Below are 17,688 nucleotides of genomic sequence, written 5' to 3' on the forward strand. Positions count from 1 at the left end.
TTGAGGAGTTGACCACTGCTGACATCCCAGATTTTGATCGTCTTGTCACCACTTGCAGAAGCTAACTGTTGTCCATTGGGGCTGTAGGCGACGCTAATGACCCTATCGCTATGACCAGTCAGGGTTTTGAGGAGTTGACCACTGCTGACATCCCAGATTTTGATCGTCTTGTCAACACTAGCAGAAGCTAACTGTTGTCCATTGGGGCTGTAGGCGACGCTAATGACCACATCGCTATGACCTTCTAAGGTATTCACCTCGATCGCACGATTTTCTTTCGGCTCCTTTGGTTTTAAGTAAACTGCTTGCTGTAAAGTTGCTACAGTTTGCATTCGGGTATCGCTTCTTTCTAGCGCCGAAGGTGTGCGTTTGAGTTTTTCACCTGCCTTTAAGGCTGCTATTAAGGCATCTGCATATTGTCCAGATGCCAAAAACGCTTCTGAAGAATTATTAATAGCGTTAATTTCATTAATATCGGCTTGTTTTCTTTGCTCATTTGCCTCTTTTGCCGATCGCCATGATAAACCTGCCAAGCCAGCGAATACTAATACTGCGGCGACGGAACCAAAAAGGGCGCGTTTGAGAAAGTTATTCAGTTTCGCGTCACTCAGTTTTCTTTGTTCTCGTTCTTTTTCCAGTTCCGCCATCACCTGCTTTAACTTCGGTTCCTGTTGCTGGCGAATAAAGGCTGCGATGTAGTCGTGTACCAGTTGATAACGATCAGCCGGGTTCTCTGGTAACAAAACCACCAAGCCGGATTTGACAAAAATATCTAATACTAAATCTAATTTACTGATTTCAACAGCTTTATCTTCCCTAGCCTCTGATCCCCCCGCCTGTGGCGACCCCCTTAAAAAGGGGGTTGAAGAAATTAAGCCCCCCTTTTTAAGGGGGGTTGGGGGGATCTCCGAGAAGTAGGGGAGCAAATCGCGTTCCAACTCAGCGCGAGTCTTTAACGGGCGAGTTCCTTTTTCATCCGTCAGCAAATACAGTAATATTTCTGCTGCTTGCTGATTTTCTTCACCACAATCATTAACAACTTCATTCAAATAACGCTTAACCAATTCGTCCTTAGTGCCACGCTGCTGATATTCTGCCAGAGTTGTAATATTCTCCGTTTGCAGTTGCGCCCCCACAACCTGCAACTCAATGGGACGAACTTCACCCAATTCTCCGGCTAAATCTTGCACTAGTTGTTCAACTAAAGCATCCTCTAAGCGAAAACTAGTATTTTCAGTTAAACGCTGAATAATTGACTTTGCATCAGCAGGTGAGAAATTCCCCAACTTGTAAAGCACATTATTACTGAGAATGTCATTGCCAATAATCTTGAGACTAGGCAAATCATTGCACTCCAGCAAGTAATGGATGTAATCCACCCGCAGCGATAAGATAACCTTCACCGATAGAACATTGAGACACTCTCCCAGAAACTCAAAGAATTGCTTCCTTTGTGCAGGTTCGGTGTAAACAAAGAAAAATTCCTCAAATTGATCAAAAATTAACACCGTGCGGAGGTTGCGCTGTTCGTTTTCGCGTAGTCGAGTGATTAAGGACTTTGTAGAGACGCGATTCATCGCGTCTGCACTAGGAAATGAAGAAGACGAGAGAAGTAAAGAGTGGGTATTTTGAATATCAAAGGTTGAAGTTTCGAGTTCAGAGGTCGAACTTCCGAGTTCAGAGGTCGAACTTCCGAGTTCAGAGGTCGAACGTTGAGGTTCTAACTCTCCCGACTCAGTAAAGACGCGATGAATCGCGTCTCTACAAACTCCCCATTCCTCACTCCCTGCCAAAAGCTTCCCTAATTCTTCCACCCAGTTAGTATAAACACGCATTACCACCGGCAAATAATCTTGAATACCGATCGCTTTATTCTTTAAAGCTGGCACTAATCCCGCATTCACCAGAGAACTTTTGCCTACACCCGATTGCCCATGAATTACTATCAACTTATAATCAGGGCGACCCATGCGTTCAATTAAACGTTCTACATCCAATAGGCGACCAGATGCAGCAATTTCTGGGGCAATATTTCCTTGGGGAGAGTTTGAGCGCAATGTCTCTACAAATGCCTGTTTTGTAGCTTCTAACCTACCCGCACCAATAAAAGCCCGCAAACCAAATTGCTGTTCAATGGAACGCCGTTGCTGTTTGATTTTGTATGCTTTGAGATATTCTTTCTGCTCAAAATAAAGCTGCTGCAAAAACCTGAGAATATCCAAATAAAGCCTGACATCTTCTAGGGGATTACCCACATCCCTAGCAGTTTCTAAGCTGAGAGTTGCCTCTTGAATTTCACCTAAATGGTATTGAGAACGACCTAAGATAAATTGATATAAGCTCAAATCTTTTGATTTTAAAACCCTTTCAGGAATATCAGATAAAACCCCTGACATATTCGCTGATTCCAGATTGGGAATTGCCGCGAAAACTTTCAAGGCTTGCTTAACTAACTGATTTGCTTTCACCCAGTTATTTTGAGCTAAACCCACTTCAGCTAAAAAACCGTAATCCTTGGCTAATTCCCTTAGCTGGTTGTTAGTTTGATGGATTACTAAAGCTTGTTCTACAAGACTCTGTAACGTTTCCCACTTTTGCAAGTCTCGCAAGATATCACCGAATTTAACTACTGTATTGGCGATTAAATCTGGACTTTGAAACTGATAAATAAAATTTATATACTCTTGAATATAATGCCAAGTTGCTTGCCAATCTGGATGATTAATATCTTGATGTTTAAAAGCTTTGAGATAACAGCAAAAGCCAATCTCACCAAGGACTTTTAGCTGTCGTTCTAAATTACTACTTTGCTGCCATAGCTCAAAAGCTTTGTGATAATGCTGTAGCGCCGAATCTTTTTGATTGTTTATCTGTTTGATAAAACCTAATAAAGATTCTAAATTAGCTTGAATTTCTAAATTATAAACATCTGGTTGATTGAGTAAATCTCTTTGCGCTGCTTCTAACTCATTTTCCAGTTTAATATATACATCGGCGCTACAATTTAAGTTATTACTAAACCATTTATTAGCCGTTTCGCTGAGAAAATCTACTAATTCTTGTGTTGATATATCAAAATTTCTCGTAGTTGCCCAACTTTCCAAATCTGGTGCAAACTGTATTAGTTGCTTGTAGATTTCATCGTCAATCCACAACACTAAGGGAAAAGCAAAATTCTTGCGAAACTCTTCCCGCACCTGATTCGCAGAAGTTAACATCAGGGGCAAATTCTGCACTGATTCCAAACCCACAACCATTACACAGGCTGGTATTTCTTCGCTGAATTCATCCTGAATCGCAGTATAAAGAGTCCTGTGAGATTGCTGCACCGCCAAGACACGAATTTCGACTTGACAAATTTCCCGCAATCTGGAGATTAAGCGATCGCGCAAGCTAACATAATTACACCGGGCCAAAATCAGCTTAAACTGTCCCACAGAAGACTCAATCGCCCAAGCTAATTGTTGCAGAGTGCGTAGGTGTAGCCCGTCGTAGACATCGCTGTTTATATAGTGATCTTCTGGTGGTTGCGAGTCTGTCATAAGCTAAGGATTTAAGACTACAAAATTAAACTTCCTGGCGTTTTAACTCCTGTATCAATACTTGAGTATTACCCCACCCTAACCCTCCCCTTGTAAAGGGGAGGGAACTAGATTTTCCGGTTTCCCCCCTTGGAAAGGGGGGATTAAGGGGGGTAATTCAACTTGTCTGTACACTACCTGATTCCTCATTGCAACTCTCTGGCTTCAGCCAAAATGGGATTAACATCAAACCAAGACTCCCCACCATCCCGATATTCAAAGACAAACCGACTGCGGATTAGTTTTTGATATCCGTGGTCATCACTCACCTTTTTCCTTTCCTTGACATGACGTAACAATTGCCACTCATCATCAGAAATCGGTAACATTATTTCATTCCGCCGAGAACGAATAACTTGCTCTAAGGTTTCACGGGTGAGGGGAAGACTCATTTCTTCCATAATCCAGGTATTCAGTAGCCTCAGCACGTCCCGCACATGACCACCGCTCATTTTACATAATCGTTCTAAGCTAGCAGCACTATCAAAAATCTCGGTAACTTTATTTAAACGCTCCTCTGGTGTAAACTCAGGAAAAGCTCTAGCTAATACCATCTGCTGCATCAGTGCCATTCCCTGTGTATGAACACTGCCATCAGTCCTTTGTACAGGTACCATTGGTAACACCTTGGGATCTTCTGGGAAACGCTGGGTTAGCATTCCGTAATCGTTGGAAAACTTCAAAGCCAAGGGCATAGTGTAGAGTAGATGACAATTCAGCCTTGTCAAAAACTCACCCTGATCGACAAATAAATATTCCTGTTGCGGACGACCCCAAGGTTTGGCACGATTATCTATGCGGTCAAGATTATCGACAATTACCACTAGACCCTTTTTACCTTGCTGTTTGAGTTTAGCGATCGCAGGTTCCAACAATTCTTGATTAATCGCTTCCAGCAGCTTAGTTTTCTGCGGTGCCAAATACTGATTAAGTTTTTCTCGCAGCGTGGGGTCATTTTTCATCTTTGCCGTGATTTCACCAATGCCCACAGACAGAGACAACTTTTCTTTTTCTGAACTGACACCAAAATCGCCGACATTGGGAACCTTCACTTTGACTCCCGTCACCTCAGAGTTTAAGACCTTCCAAGCACCTTGGAGCAACTCATTAAACTTGTTGGGTGTCTCCAGTATAATTTTATCCAGACTTTGACTCACCCGCCGAGCGATCGCTAGTAGCACATCAGCAATATCGACATCAGTCATTTCCAAGTCTTCACTGGACTCAAAATAGACGACATGGAAGCCTAACTTTTCCAGTTCTGCCTGTAACCGTAATAGTTCTGTCGATTTTCCACAACCAATATGCCCAGTAAATAAAGTGCAGGTGGGTTCATTGGGCTTAAAATAAGTAATTTTCTGCATCAGCTTGCCAAGAATATCCCCACCTCGGACTGAGGAAAAATCTATGTAATACTTGCCATCAGAGCTATTATTAACAAACAGAGTTCTGCTGGGATCGCTAGCCTGATAAAATTCCCGTAAATCTATGGGCATAATGCTGGTAGTGCAACTATCTTGTATTGTCTTAGATATCCTTGTTCAAAAGGATAAAGTTATTTACATGTTTGCATCTCAATATTTCGGAGAATTTTTGCTTTTGCTACCTCAAAGGTGAGCTAATGGTTTTAGGACTGTTGTCCCTTGAGCGAGGTACAAGAGCCCCACCCCCTACCCCTCCCCGCTCTTCGAGAGGGGAGTATGAGGGGAGTAATATTTAAGTGATCTGCAAAAAACTAGACTCTTTTTTGATACTATTTAAGTCCGGACTCTTTAAATATTGATTGACGTATGAGCAAAGGTACCCTGTTTGATAAAGTTTGGGACTTACACACCGTTGGTACACTTCCCTCAGGGCTGACGCAACTATTTATCGGGCTTCACCTAATTCATGAAGTCACCAGTCCCCAAGCTTTTGCAATGTTACGCGAGAGAAGTCTAAAAGTACTGTTTCCAGAGCGTACCGTTGCCACGGTCGATCATATTGTGCCCACAGAAAATCAGGCGCGTCCCTTTGCCGATAGCTTGGCAGAGGAAATGATTCAGGCGCTCGAACATAACTGTCAAGAAAATAACATAACTTTTTACAATATTGGTTCTGGTAGTCAGGGTATAGTTCATGTGATCGCTCCCGAACTGGGACTTACTCAACCAGGAATGACGATCGCTTGTGGAGATAGTCACACTTCCAGTCATGGGGCATTTGGTGCGATCGCATTTGGTATCGGTACTAGTCAAGTCCGGGATGTTCTGGCTTCCCAAACCCTCGCCCTTTCCAAACTGAAAGTCCGCAAAATTGAAGTTAACGGCACTCTCAACCCAGGAGTTTACGCCAAAGATGTCATCCTGCATATCATCCGCACCCTTGGCGTTAAAGGTGGTGTGGGCTATGGCTACGAATTTGCAGGTACGACATTTGAGCAAATGAATATGGAAGAAAGGATGACTGTCTGCAATATGGCGATCGAAGGCGGTGCTAGATGCGGCTACGTCAATCCCGATCAAGTCACCTACGATTACCTCAAAGGCAGAGATTTTGCCCCCAAAGATGCAGATTGGGATCAAGCAGTGGCTTGGTGGCAATCCATCAAGAGCGATGCTGATGCCCAGTACGATGATGTGGTCGTATTCGACGCTGCGGAAATTTCTCCGACAGTTACCTGGGGGATTACTCCTGGTCAAGGTATCGGTATCAACCAGTCAATACCTCAGCCAGAAGAACTGCTGGAAGAAGACCGATTTATTGCCGAAGAAGCTTACCGCTACATGGATTTATATCCTGGTCAACCCATTAAGGGCACCAAAATAGATGTCTGCTTCATTGGTAGTTGCACCAACGGCAGAATTAGTGATTTGCGAGAAGCTGCGAAAATCGCCAAAGGTCGCCACGTTGCAGAGGGAATCAAAGCCTTTGTTGTCCCTGGTTCTGAAAGGGTGAAGGAAGAAGCGGAAGCTGAAGGACTGGATAAAATCTTTCAGGAAGCGGGATTTGAATGGCGTGAACCGGGATGTTCGATGTGCCTGGCCATGAACCCTGATAAGCTACAAGGAAGACAAATCAGCGCCTCCTCCTCTAACCGCAACTTTAAAGGAAGACAGGGTTCATCCTCCGGTCGGACATTGTTAATGAGTCCGGCGATGGTCGCCACTGCTGCGATTAAAGGCGAAGTCTCTGATGTGCGCGAGTTGCTGTAACCCCTCCCTGCAAGCGAGGGGAATGGAGAAATCTCAATTATTCAAGTAAGAACTTAAGTTTATGGTGAGTGAAGTTAAAACAGTTTCAGGGCGCGGTATACCCTTAGTGGGCAATGATATAGATACCGATCGCATTATTCCCGCGCGATATTTGAAAGCCGTTACCTTTGATGGGTTAGGCGAAGGCGCGTTTATTGATGACCGGAAAGCACTTAAAGGTGAACATGCCTTTGACCAACCCCAATACCAAGGCGCGAAGATTTTAATAGTTAACCGTAACTTTGGCTGTGGTTCATCACGGGAACATGCACCCCAAGCGATCGCAAAATGGGGAATCCAAGCTTTAATCGGTGAAAGCTTCGCCGAAATCTTTTTCGGTAACTGTGTGGCAATGGGCATACCTTGTCTGACAGCCGATGCTGTTACTGTTAAACAACTGCAAGAGTTAGTCGCTGCCAATCCCCAAGCTGCCGTGACAGTGAATCTGGAAACTTTGCAAGTGCAAATTGGTGATTACACAGCCCCAGTTGCGATCGAAGAAGGTACCAGAAGCACATTTATTTCTGGAACTTGGGATGCTTGCGGTCAGTTGGTGGCGAATGCTGACCAAGTTCAGGCAACGGCTGCAAAATTACCCTACGTCGGTTGGGGCAATTTAGCCGCGAGTTATAGCATTTCCTAATGACATGAAGTACATCATAGCCCCCTCCCTCGCTTGCGGGGAGGGGGTTGGGGGTGGGGTTCTTGTACTTCACTCAACTGAGAAGCGCTATAGTATTCTCTCATTCCCCGGCAGAGCCAGGGAATGCTCATTGATGGACTGCCGTCGTCATTACCGCAATGCACTAGGCGTTAATATTGAGGTAAAGCTAACAATAGCCTGATCTGCTTGAAATTTAGTAGGGCAGGCATATAAAAAAGTGACTTTAAACCATGTCATTATTAAACACTCCCCTCACTAAAGAAGATTTCATCAACTCTGGCTGGCAGGACGTGGTTAAGAGTAGCGAGAGAAAAGAGTGTTTGACTTATACCAATTCTCCATGAAGATGCACTAAATTATTAGAAGCAGAAACTTTCTTTGCAGGGTCATGGGAAATAACTTTCGAGCCGAGGTATGTGAAAGCCGTGAAGAACTACAACATCGATTGCGCCATGCGCTGACAGCTACAACTAAAGAACGGTTGCAAATGCTGTATTGGATTAAGACCAAAGCGATCGCCACAAGACAGGAACTATCGCAACGGCTCTTACGAGACGAATCAACAGTATACCGATGGTTGAAACGGTACAAGCAAGGTGGTATTGATGCATTACTCGAAGTTAAAACAGCCCCAGGCAAGTCAGGTTTAATTTCAGAAACTGTAATGAGTCAACTACATGAACGTTTAGGTCAACCTCAAGGATTCAGGAGTTACAGCCAAATTCAAGAGTGGCTCACTCAAGAGTGCCAGGTTGTAGCTGCGTACAAGACTGTACACAAAATTGTGCGCTACAAACTCAATGCCAAATTGAAAGTACCACGCCCCCGCAGTGCAAAGGCTTTGCCTGAAGTCCAAGACGCATTTAAAAAAAACTTCCAGAAATAATCCAAGTATTATTGCGTTATTTGGGGACGGATAAACAAGTACGTTATTGGTGTCAAGACGAAAGTCGTTTGGGACTCAAAACCCTTACTGGTCGTACAATTACCCTCAAAGGAGTTAAGCCTGTAGGCATTGTTAGTTGGCAACGGAAAAACTTTTACCTGTATGGTGTGGTCGAACCAGCAACTGGAGATAGCTTCTTCTGGGAGTTTTCTCACCTTGATGGTACGTGTTTCCAAGATTTTTTAGACCTTTTTTCAAAAGCATACCCCGACGCCCTGAATTTGGTACAAATGGACAATGGCAGTTTTCACAAATCTTTGGACTTAAAATGGCCCAATAATATCATTCCAATTTTTCAACCTGCCAACAGTCCTGAGCTTAACCCCATTGAACGCTTATGGGAAGACATTAAGTACAAATTGTCCTGGGAACACTGCACAAATTTAGATGAGTTGCGGCAGAAGCTAAAATATGTTCTTGATTCCATTTCTCCGGAAGCGATGCCTACGGCGGTAAACTACGCTTCGATTTGTGGATGGAATTACATCACCTCAGCTTTATTAAGTGCAACTTCATAGAGAATTGGTATTACAACAGAGTCTTCTGGAATAAGGCACAGGAAGCAAAAGAGGCAGGAAATGTCAGAGAACAGTCTGTCTTTGAGATTCTGGTGGTTGTGACTGATGCTGCAATCCAACCGCGATCAAATGAACTGTTGAAAATCCCTTGTCTAATTTATTTCCATCTGGAATTATTAATGAGATGGGTATTTAGGAGGATGGGACAATATTCAGAAGAAATTCTTTGATGAAGGTGCAATCTTTGACAAAATTCGAGTTAAAAAATCTTAGAATTTTCGTTATCTAATCATCTTCTCTAAAGCAATTTGCAAATCTTTTGTCAAATCGCTCACAGCCTGTCTAGTCGCATGGCGATCGCCCTGACAATTACCAGAGCGTTCCGTAACTGAAATTGGCTCACCCACAGTGATTTGTGCCTGTCGCAAACCTAACTGAGGTCGCCCTGGAAGTGTTGTATCCTGAATTCTAGAAAGCATATCGAATACAAGCAAAGCTGTTTCCGCAAACCGTTCCGCAGTCGGTTGTTCCTGAATATAAGTGGCTGTGACTGCAACAAAACTTTCCACTATCCGCATATGCCGCATTCGCAAGTCTGCTTCTTGGGCAATCCAGTCTGCCAAACCGCGTTTAAAGGGTGGTAAAGCATTGATATCTGGCAAATCTTGCCGATAAATGTAATTCCAGCCAGCCTCTTCTAAACGGCGACAGCGGTCAATAAAATTACCCTGCGCTTGAACTCCAAAATATTCCTCGGTAACTTGTAAAGACTTATCTAGTAAGCGATGAAGTCGCGCAATCAACACCTGATTAGGACTAGTAGATTCATCAGTTGAGATGGTTTTTGGGATGTCTTGATGATAGAAGCGACGATAAAACTCTTCCATCTCGGTAATAAGATATTCAGCCAATCTCCAGAGGCGTTGATAGTAAATCTCTTCGCAATCACCCTGAGCAATTTCCTTAACTGGCAAGCCACTATCAGCTTCCAACTTACTCAGCAGCCAATTCAGTTTAGACCAAGGTGGCTCAACGTAGCGATACTGGATAGCGATCGGCACAATGATTACAGTCTCAGTCCGGTTGGCTTTTTGCAAGTCTTCCACACACCAGAACCCCATTTGAGCAACACCGGGTTCCAGTGGGCTAACAATACCACTATGACCATTAGTACCGCCTTCCGGTGCAACTGCGATCGGTAGTTCGCCATTAGCAAACAACTCCCGTGCTGTTTGAATAGCTTGCCGATCTAATCGCCTACCGCGATGAACCGGCACACCTCCTATCCGAGAAAACAACTTACCCAGCCAATCTCCAGCCCAAACCGTCATCCCCCGATCATAAAGAAAATAGCTGTGAACAAGCGATCGCAGTGTAATACCTTCTTGACGAGCAACCTGTGGCACAATACGGGAAAGCAAATATAGCATACAGAGAGGATCTTCCACCTCTGGATGGCGAAATGCCAACAAAAAGCGAATTTTTCCAGCCTGAAATTGTTGATAAAGTTCAGCTAATACCTCAACATTTTTGGCTTCAACACCGACAATACCAGCCGTTAGCCAAGGTCGAGTGCGGAACCGTAGTGCGATCGGCAGTAACCACCGAACAATCTGGAGTACCAGCAGGTTAAACCGTTGAGTAATAAATTTCAGTGGTGGTTGAGTAGACTGAATCGATCTAGGCAAGTCGCTCTCCAGATTGTATTTTTAGCGATTGTACAACGTGGGGTCTTAGTTTTGTGTAGACGTACAGAGAAGTCTAAGGGACGAAAGCCACTTTCGTCAGACATGGCTCCGTTTTACCTCTCCAATGATAGACACTATGATCGAATAAAAAAATTATTTTCGATGTTTAGGAAAATTGCGTAATAGATACCAAAATACAGCTAAGTTCAACAAGAAAATCAATATTTTTATAGGAGAGATACCCCGAATCAATTCATAAATCTCTGGTGGAATACTGATACCTACAAGCACCAATACTAAGACATGTGCCCAACGTTTTTCGTACCACAAACCAACAGCTTCAATAGTAGTTACAATAGCATATATCCCTGTGCCAATGCCGCTAAAGGCCAGAGTTCTGGGATTTAAGTTAATAACTTTCTTTAAAAGCCAATTAATAATTATCGATTTCCCTTCTAAAACATAATCGTCTGAAAAAGCCTCTAGAGTTTGATAATTTTTTAATGTCAACAATAAAGCGATGGAAGTAGCCATAAGCAGTAAGGCTGTAAATGATTTGTAGAGAACAATTGCGATTAATCCGAATGGACGCTTTTTCAAACAACCCCCCTAAGTATATATAAGCTTAACTTGGATTAACTGGCTATGAATCATGCCAACTAAAACGCGATTCTAGCAGTACTTAATCACCCCATATTTACTATTTTTCACTTTCTCCAAACAAGTAAACTAAATGTTGAGTATTACACTAATCCTGACAGCTTCATAGACTCACCTAAATGGGTGAGAAAGAATTCAACCAATTGGATGACCTAAATGTAGGAGGTTAAGGTTTACAACGAAAGAGACACTGTTACTAAAAATAAAGTAATTAAACCTTACATGGTTAAGAGGTTGTTTGAAAAGTGTTTAGCTGTGATTTTAGGCACTTCTAGATCCCCCCTAACCCCCCTTTTTAAGGGGGGAACCGGAATCAAAGTCCCCCTTTTTAAGGGGGGTTAGGGGGGTCTTCTCCCAAGGGGAGACGCTAAAAGCGATGGGGAGACCCCAAGTGAAGCAAGTGGCGTGGATTTAGAGGGTTCTAGGAACTAGAACGTTTTGATACCGACAAGGGGACTTTTAAAACATCCTCTAAGGATAACCCTATGAAACTTGTAACTTTGATTAATTCTGTAGTTATTATTGGTGCTTTTGCGCTTACATCTGGAATTGCTAACGCTGAACCACCCACAAATAACAACTACGCTGATGCTGGGCAAACAAACATAGCTATCAACTCTAACACATTAAGCAGTAATTCTAAGAATGTCACCTACCTCAAACCCTTTAATCTCGTTTCTCTTGCTTACCAAGGTGGTTTAGAGCAGCAGGGCATTCCCAGTGGAGGAACTTTGATCTTTGAACGCCAGAACAGAAATATTGTTGCGGAAGATTTAATTAAGGCTGCTGTCAGTGCTAATAGATTACCGCCGCAAATTTTGATCGTTCAAAATTATCTTAGTGCTGTCAAGTCACAGTTCACTTCATTATCTAGAGATTTCTCTAACTAAGTACGACTTTGAATAGGGGCAATTAAATGCAATACCAACTTCCCTCTCCTCTAACCCCTTCCCTACCAAAGAAAATAAGCCTATTCCTTCATAGCGAATGGGCTTTTGATTGACATTGGATGTGCGTAGGCGTAGCCCGCCGCAGGCATCGCACATTGAGATAAATCATTGTAATGGAGGTTAGCGGACTCGAACCGCTGACATCCTGCTTGCAAAGCAGGCGCTCTACCAACTGAGCTAAACCCCCATAAAATTAAAATAGTAGGTAACTTTGATTGCCGTTGTTATTCTAACTTATATTGTTCCGTCACCAAAGGGATGAAGCCAGAAAATATCCAAGTTGTTGCAGCACTGTATAAATTTGTCAAGCTGCCAGATTTTGCCGAGAAACAAGATCCTCTGCTGTCTTACTGCCAAGCACAAGGAGTCAAAGGGACAATTTTGCTGGCACAAGAGGGGATTAACGGTACAATTGCGGGTTCACGTCAGGCGATTGATTCTGTTCTCTGGTTTCTGCGTTCTGACCCTCGTCTAGCAGACTTAGAATACAAAGAGTCCCATACCGAAACCCCTCCCTTCGAGCGGATGAAGGTGCGGTTGAAGCCAGAAATTGTTACTTTGGGGATGCCTGAAATTGACCCAAATGAGCAAGTTGGCACTTATGTTAGTCCCCAGGAATGGAATGATTTGATTTGTGATTCAGAAGTAACCGTGATTGACACCCGCAATGATTATGAGGTGAATATCGGTACTTTCCAAGGAGCAGAAAATCCTCAGACTAGCTCATTCCGGGAATTCCCTGATTATGTGCGCCATCACCTCGACCCAACTAAACACAAAAAGGTTGCTCTGTTTTGTACGGGCGGTATTCGCTGTGAAAAAGCCTCATCCTTCATGCTTGCCCAAGGCTTTGCAGAAGTCTATCATCTCAAAGGTGGCATTCTTAAGTATTTGGAAGAAGTTTCAGCCCAGGAAAGTTTATGGGAAGGCGAATGTTTTGTCTTTGACGAGCGGGTAGCCGTTAGTCATGGGTTAGAGGAAGGAAGTTGTGAGCGGTGCTTCAGTTGTGGGCGTCCGATTTCTGAAGAAGATAAAGCGTCTGGTAAGTATGAGGAAGGTATCTCCTGTCCCTATTGTTTTGATAGCCTCACGGAGGAAAAAAGAGCGCGTCAGCAGCAAAAATGGCGTCACTATCAAACCCAAGTTGGTAACAAAAATCGGGATATAAGCTAACGCCAGTCCCCTACGGCAGGAAACCCACCTACAGCGCTTTGACGAAGGATTTGAATGTTATGTTTTAATATCTGGTAAACAATGGCGGACAGGTAAAATTAGAGGCAGCCTAGAATTTTGCCCTGATGAAACTGAAATTGCAGAAAACCAAAAAAATAATTGCTTAGACATCAATCAAGAAAGCTCTCCGCTCGATGACCTTCGGCAGCAACTCAAGGAAGGTGAGAATTAATATCCAAATTGGAACTGTCGATGCCCGTTGATATACACCGATATAATAGAAAATTATCTGTGTCCGTCTGCGGTAAAAAAACCAAAATGGTATGGACTCCCTTACATGCAAAAATTCATCGTACCATCCGATCGCGCCACTTATTTGAGCGCAACCAGCGGCTATTAATTGCTGTCTCTGGCGGACAAGATTCTTTGTGTTTAATAAAATTACTTTTAGATTTACAATCCAAATGGGGATGGGATTTAGGTATTGCACACTGCGATCATCGCTGGCGTTCTGACTCTCAAGCTAATGCTAATCACGTCGAAAACTTAGCTAAAACTTGGGGTATATCCTTTTATTTAGAAACAGCGAACGAACCTATAAATAGTGAAGCTGCTGCACGCGATTGGCGCTATCAAGCTTTAAGTGCGATCGCTCAAGCAAATAATTATCAGTATATACTTACAGGTCACACCGCCAGCGATCGCGCCGAAACTCTTTTATATAACTTAATTCGCGGTACTGGTGCTGATGGCTTACAAGCCCTGACTTGGCAACGCCCTCTAACTGCTGGCATTATGCTAGTGCGTCCACTTTTAGAAATCACTAGATTACAAACAGAGCAATTTTGTCAAGAGTTTAAATTACCAATTTGGGAAGATTCTACCAATCAAGATTTGCAATATGCCCGCAACCGCATTCGTCAACAGCTAATACCATATTTGCGAGAAAATTTCAACCCCCAAGTAGAATCAGCCTTAGCTCAAACGGCAGAACTTCTCCTAGCGGAAGTGGAATATCTCGAAAAAGCTGCCCAGCAGTTGCGAGAAAAGGCGATGTTATGGGGCACTTGTACTGAGCGACTTGTGCCGAGCGGAGCCGAGGTAAGTCGAAGTATTGGGCATGAAGAAGATTCCTTTACTCCTCTTCTTCCCTTGCGGTTAAATCGTCGGGTATTGCAGAAAGCACCATTGGCACTGCAACGTCGGGTGATGCGTCAGATATTGCAGCAAATATTGACTGATGCACCTAGTTTTGAACACATCGAAAAATTAACGGCTTTAATTATAGCACCAAACCGATCGCAAACTGATCCATTTCCTGGTGGTGCGATCGCTCAAGTAGAAGGCGACTGGATCTGCTTGAAATAGTTATTTAAAGTCTTTTTGTTATCAGGGACGATGCACATTATTATTTTTATAATCTTAAGAGAATATGCAGAAAACCATTCAGATTGTCAGGAAGCATTAAGCAATTGGTATAAGTTTGCCAATAAAGCGAAATGGACAAATTTAGTTGAAGTACAGCAGGTTTTTCCTAAAGCTGAAGCTGTTGGTAATTTTACAGTTTTCAATATTAAAGGAAATAAATATAGCGGTGTGCAGTTCAGTGACATACAAAAACTTTGCTGAAATGATTTGACAGCAAGGACTTTGGTGTTCTCATCCAATCGATAACCGCTATATAGCTTTTCCTAATCAAATGAGGTACATCATAGCCCCCTCTCGAAGAGCGGGGAGGGGGTTGGGGGTGGGGTTCTTATACCTCACTCAACTGAGAACCGCTATATCGCTTAATTGTTAGTATAGATTATGAAGTACAGTTAATTTATATTAAGTATATCCTCACCCATGCGGAATACGATAAGGAAAACTGGAAAGATGACCCTTACTTTTAATCCAGATAAATACAGGGAATTATTAACAGCTTATCTTCCCAAGCTGATAAAAAGTGAAGCTGAGAATGAGCAAGCTTTAGGGATAGTGGAAGATTTAATGCACCGGGAACGCACCCCAGAAGAAGACGAACTTTATCAGTTATTAATTACTTTAATTGAAAAGTTTGAACAAGAATATTATCAGTCAAACCAGCAGAATAATCCTGTATGTATGTTGTTATTTATTTTAGAGGAATCTCAGAGAAGTAGAGATGATTTAGTAGCGGTTTTAGGGACAGAAGATTTGGTTGATAATATTTTAAATGGACAAGAGAAGATAAATACAGAACAAGCGCGTAAGCTTGGAGAGTTTTTTCATGTAGAATCTAGTTTATTTATGGAATAATAACTCAAAAAAATAAGTTAGAGCTGAAGCCTAACTATTTTTTCTCAAATATTCAGTCTACTGATTATCTGTGAGGTTGCATAGAACAAGGGGCTTAAGCCCCTTGTCTCACCAAAGCCCCAAAACTTATTAAGAGGCTTGTAATTCTGGCTGAGGCATTAAACTTTGGAGAGTATGACGCAACTGAGCGATCGCTTGGAGTTGATAATCACCAGTTTCCTGGAATTGATTCAAAGATTCTCCAATTCCTTGCAGATTTTGCCGTAATCCATCTAGAGAATCCTGAATTGGTTGTAGTGCTTCTTGATAAAGATTCACCCGACCCCAATACTCGGCGATCGCTGTTCTCAGGGACAGCAAGTTTTCCTCAAGCGCTTTGAGTTCTTGGCGTTTTCCATCCAAATCGTGAGTTTGATTGTCAATCATTCCCTGATTTAGCTCAATACCAGCACGGATCTGCCCAATCTCATGTTCCAGCTTTTGGATTTCCTGTGAATATTCTTGTCGCTGGGTTTCAATTTGTAACAGAATCGGTTCTAAATTAATTTTGTTGTTACCTTCTTCTTCATCAGTAACAGTATGTCCTTGCCGCCGTAGCAGTACAACTTGGTGTTGCTTGAGAAACTTCTGATGCTGTAGCATATTGCGGCGTTGTCCCACTAAACTGGAGTTTAGCATCTCATAGAGGTCTTTTTCATCCGTTAGTTCCAATTCAAAATTGATGTGGTCATGGTCAGATGCGTGATTTATTTTAGTTTGCAGTTCTTCTATAGTTTCTTGTTTATATTTCAGTTCTTGTTCTTGATCGTGAACAAAGCTAGCGTCTATTTCCAACTTATATTGCAAGTCTTGCACTATTTTTTGTAGTTCTTCTAAAGGCTTTTTCTCCAAAGCTTGCACATCAACTTCCTGTCCGAGAACTACATTACCAGATGTTGCAGCCAAAGACTGAACCTGTTGATATAACTCTTCTTGGTTTCGTAACTGCTCTTTGATTATCCGAGCATACTCTTGCTTGCTGGTAAGGTCTGCTGTATTCACCTGCAATTGGGCTGTGTGCTGGGCTAGAGAATTTTGTGCTTCAAGACATGCGTTTTGGCGATCGCTCAATGTTTGTGATAAGCGCTCTACCTCTTCTTGCTGTTGAGCGATCGCAGTTTTTTGCTCCTGGAGTTTTTGCGAGTGTGGGGTTAAAGTAGCTTGCTGCTTTTCGAGCAATTCAAAGGCCAGATGCAGCTGTTCTCTGACTGTTTCCGTGGGAGCAGCACGACTAGACAAGCGATCGAGTAACTCACTCATCACCCGACTTTGCTCCTCATCCAAAACCGTCCCTTGTTGAAAATCCGCTTGACGTTCTTCTAGGCGACGCTGCTCACCCCGCAAATGCTCCCAAGCGCCTTCCAATTCCTGGCGGTTGCGATCAACTTCTGTTTGTAAGCGTTCAATTTCCTGGCGCGAGGTGTCAACTTCCTGTTTTTGCTCCTCTAGTTGTTGTGACTCATCCTCCATTTGTTGCAACTGTTCTGATCGGACTTCCATGTCCATTTCACGGCGATTTAACTCTTGCGCCTGAAACGTCAGCGACTGCTTCCACTGATCAATCTCATCTTCCTTGAGCTTAAATTTCTCCAATTGGCGGGAAAAATTCTGCAAAATGTTGACTAGTGGACGCCCTGCTTCTTGAATCCGCTGCACTTGACGATTCGGATTCAGTTCAGCCAGTACTAAAGCACCATCATTTAATTTGTTTGCGTCTTCAGCGGCAATCACTTCTTCCGACACAGTACTCCAATTCTGGTCAGTTCGCTGACAAGCTAGCAGTTTCAGTTCGGTTTTAGCACCGCCACCGAGTAAACCACCTTTCTGTTTTTGTACTTCTGCTAAATACAGCACACCGTTAGTCCTTTATTGATGCACTTAAAGTTCGTGTTTTGGGATATACCTTAAATAATTCTGTTAACTTGTCTCACTGAACCGAAGTTTAGGAAAACAAGA

15 protein-coding genes, 1 tRNA gene and 2 pseudogenes are annotated in these 17,688 nt (G+C 42.9%); 12 read left to right on the plus strand and 6 right to left on the minus strand.

Annotated features, from left to right (window positions below; genetic code table 11):
• A partial coding sequence (locus V7K30_RS18215) for an nSTAND1 domain-containing NTPase (RefSeq protein WP_442941075.1) occupies positions 1-3,542 on the minus strand: 3,542 nt, incomplete at its 3' end.
• 185 nt (positions 3,543-3,727) lie between these two features.
• Positions 3,728-5,077, minus strand: coding sequence for a P-loop NTPase fold protein (locus tag V7K30_RS18220; RefSeq protein WP_335001575.1), 1,350 nt, complete (start codon positions 5,075-5,077; stop codon positions 3,728-3,730).
• Positions 5,078-5,371: 294 nt separating this feature from the next.
• Here V7K30_RS18220 and leuC point away from each other — a divergent pair, with 294 nt between their 5' ends.
• From leuC to V7K30_RS34290, 5 genes are all read left to right on the plus strand, one after another.
• Positions 5,372-6,775 carry a 3-isopropylmalate dehydratase large subunit gene (gene leuC / locus V7K30_RS18225; RefSeq protein ID WP_335001577.1) on the plus strand — a complete coding sequence of 468 codons (1,404 nt, stop codon included), beginning with the start codon at positions 5,372-5,374 and terminating at the stop codon, positions 6,773-6,775.
• Between the two features lie 61 nt (positions 6,776-6,836).
• Entirely contained in the window at positions 6,837-7,457 is a 621-nt protein-coding gene (gene leuD, locus V7K30_RS18230) for a 3-isopropylmalate dehydratase small subunit (RefSeq protein WP_335001579.1), read from the plus strand.
• A gap of 409 nt (positions 7,458-7,866) precedes the next feature.
• A complete protein-coding gene (locus V7K30_RS34280; RefSeq protein WP_442941076.1) occupies positions 7,867-8,364 on the plus strand; it encodes a helix-turn-helix domain-containing protein in 498 nt (165 codons plus the stop codon).
• Positions 8,365-8,375: 11 nt separating this feature from the next.
• The gene (locus V7K30_RS34285) at positions 8,376-8,942 is read left to right on the plus strand and encodes an IS630 family transposase (protein ID WP_442941077.1); all 567 of its coding nucleotides are present in this window, start codon (positions 8,376-8,378) and stop codon (positions 8,940-8,942) included.
• The gene (locus V7K30_RS34290) at positions 8,900-9,172 is read left to right on the plus strand and encodes a DUF7380 domain-containing protein (protein ID WP_442941078.1); all 273 of its coding nucleotides are present in this window, start codon (positions 8,900-8,902) and stop codon (positions 9,170-9,172) included. The genes V7K30_RS34285 and V7K30_RS34290 overlap by 43 nt, the downstream gene beginning before the upstream one ends.
• 51 nt (positions 9,173-9,223) lie before the next feature.
• On the opposite strand, the gene V7K30_RS18240 is transcribed toward V7K30_RS34290, so the two are convergent.
• Both V7K30_RS18240 and V7K30_RS18245 read right to left on the minus strand, forming a co-directional pair.
• The gene (locus tag V7K30_RS18240) at positions 9,224-10,630 is read right to left on the minus strand and encodes a lysophospholipid acyltransferase family protein (RefSeq protein WP_335001583.1); all 1,407 of its coding nucleotides are present in this window, start codon (positions 10,628-10,630) and stop codon (positions 9,224-9,226) included.
• Positions 10,631-10,783: 153 nt separating this feature from the next.
• Positions 10,784-11,230: a DUF2127 domain-containing protein gene (locus V7K30_RS18245; RefSeq protein WP_335001585.1), complete on the minus strand. Its 447-nt coding sequence runs from the start codon at positions 11,228-11,230 to the stop codon at positions 10,784-10,786.
• A 545-nt stretch (positions 11,231-11,775) separates the two neighbouring features.
• On the opposite strand from V7K30_RS18245, the gene V7K30_RS18250 reads away from it, so the two are divergent.
• Positions 11,776-12,180 carry a hypothetical protein gene (locus tag V7K30_RS18250; RefSeq protein WP_335001587.1) on the plus strand — a complete coding sequence of 135 codons (405 nt, stop codon included), beginning with the start codon at positions 11,776-11,778 and terminating at the stop codon, positions 12,178-12,180.
• A gap of 174 nt (positions 12,181-12,354) precedes the next feature.
• Here the strand turns inward: V7K30_RS18250 and V7K30_RS18255 are convergent.
• Positions 12,355-12,427, minus strand: a tRNA-Ala gene (locus tag V7K30_RS18255).
• Between the two features lie 71 nt (positions 12,428-12,498).
• Here V7K30_RS18255 and trhO point away from each other — a divergent pair.
• The 6 genes and pseudogenes from trhO to V7K30_RS18285 all read left to right on the plus strand — a co-directional run bounded on the left by trhO (position 12,499) and on the right by V7K30_RS18285 (position 15,693).
• Entirely contained in the window at positions 12,499-13,413 is a 915-nt protein-coding gene (gene trhO / locus V7K30_RS18260; protein ID WP_335001589.1) for an oxygen-dependent tRNA uridine(34) hydroxylase TrhO, read from the plus strand.
• A 31-nt stretch (positions 13,414-13,444) separates the two neighbouring features.
• Positions 13,445-13,645: pseudogene (locus tag V7K30_RS18265) on the plus strand (KGK domain-containing protein); the annotation flags it as partial.
• An 86-nt stretch (positions 13,646-13,731) separates the two neighbouring features.
• Positions 13,732-14,781, plus strand: coding sequence for a tRNA lysidine(34) synthetase TilS (gene tilS / locus V7K30_RS18270; protein WP_335001591.1), 1,050 nt, complete (start codon positions 13,732-13,734; stop codon positions 14,779-14,781).
• A 30-nt stretch (positions 14,782-14,811) separates the two neighbouring features.
• Positions 14,812-15,042, plus strand: coding sequence for a type II toxin-antitoxin system HigB family toxin (locus V7K30_RS18275; RefSeq protein WP_335001593.1), 231 nt, complete (start codon positions 14,812-14,814; stop codon positions 15,040-15,042).
• A gap of 155 nt (positions 15,043-15,197) precedes the next feature.
• A pseudogene (locus tag V7K30_RS18280) lies at positions 15,198-15,308 on the plus strand (type II toxin-antitoxin system HigB family toxin); the annotation flags it as partial.
• Positions 15,292-15,693: a helix-turn-helix domain-containing protein gene (locus V7K30_RS18285; protein ID WP_335001595.1), complete on the plus strand. Its 402-nt coding sequence runs from the start codon at positions 15,292-15,294 to the stop codon at positions 15,691-15,693. The pseudogene V7K30_RS18280 and the gene V7K30_RS18285, both read left to right, overlap by 17 nt.
• A gap of 129 nt (positions 15,694-15,822) precedes the next feature.
• On the opposite strand, the gene hmpF is transcribed toward V7K30_RS18285, so the two are convergent.
• Positions 15,823-17,586 (minus strand): pilus motility taxis protein HmpF, encoded by a 1,764-nt coding sequence (hmpF, locus tag V7K30_RS18290; RefSeq protein WP_335001597.1) that lies wholly within the window; start codon positions 17,584-17,586, stop codon positions 15,823-15,825.
• Between the last annotated feature and the right edge of the window lie 102 nt (positions 17,587-17,688).

The sequence above is a fragment of the Nostoc sp. genome (genome assembly GCF_036917655.1).
In the GTDB taxonomy this organism is placed as follows: Bacteria; Cyanobacteriota; Cyanobacteriia; order Cyanobacteriales; family Nostocaceae; genus Nostoc.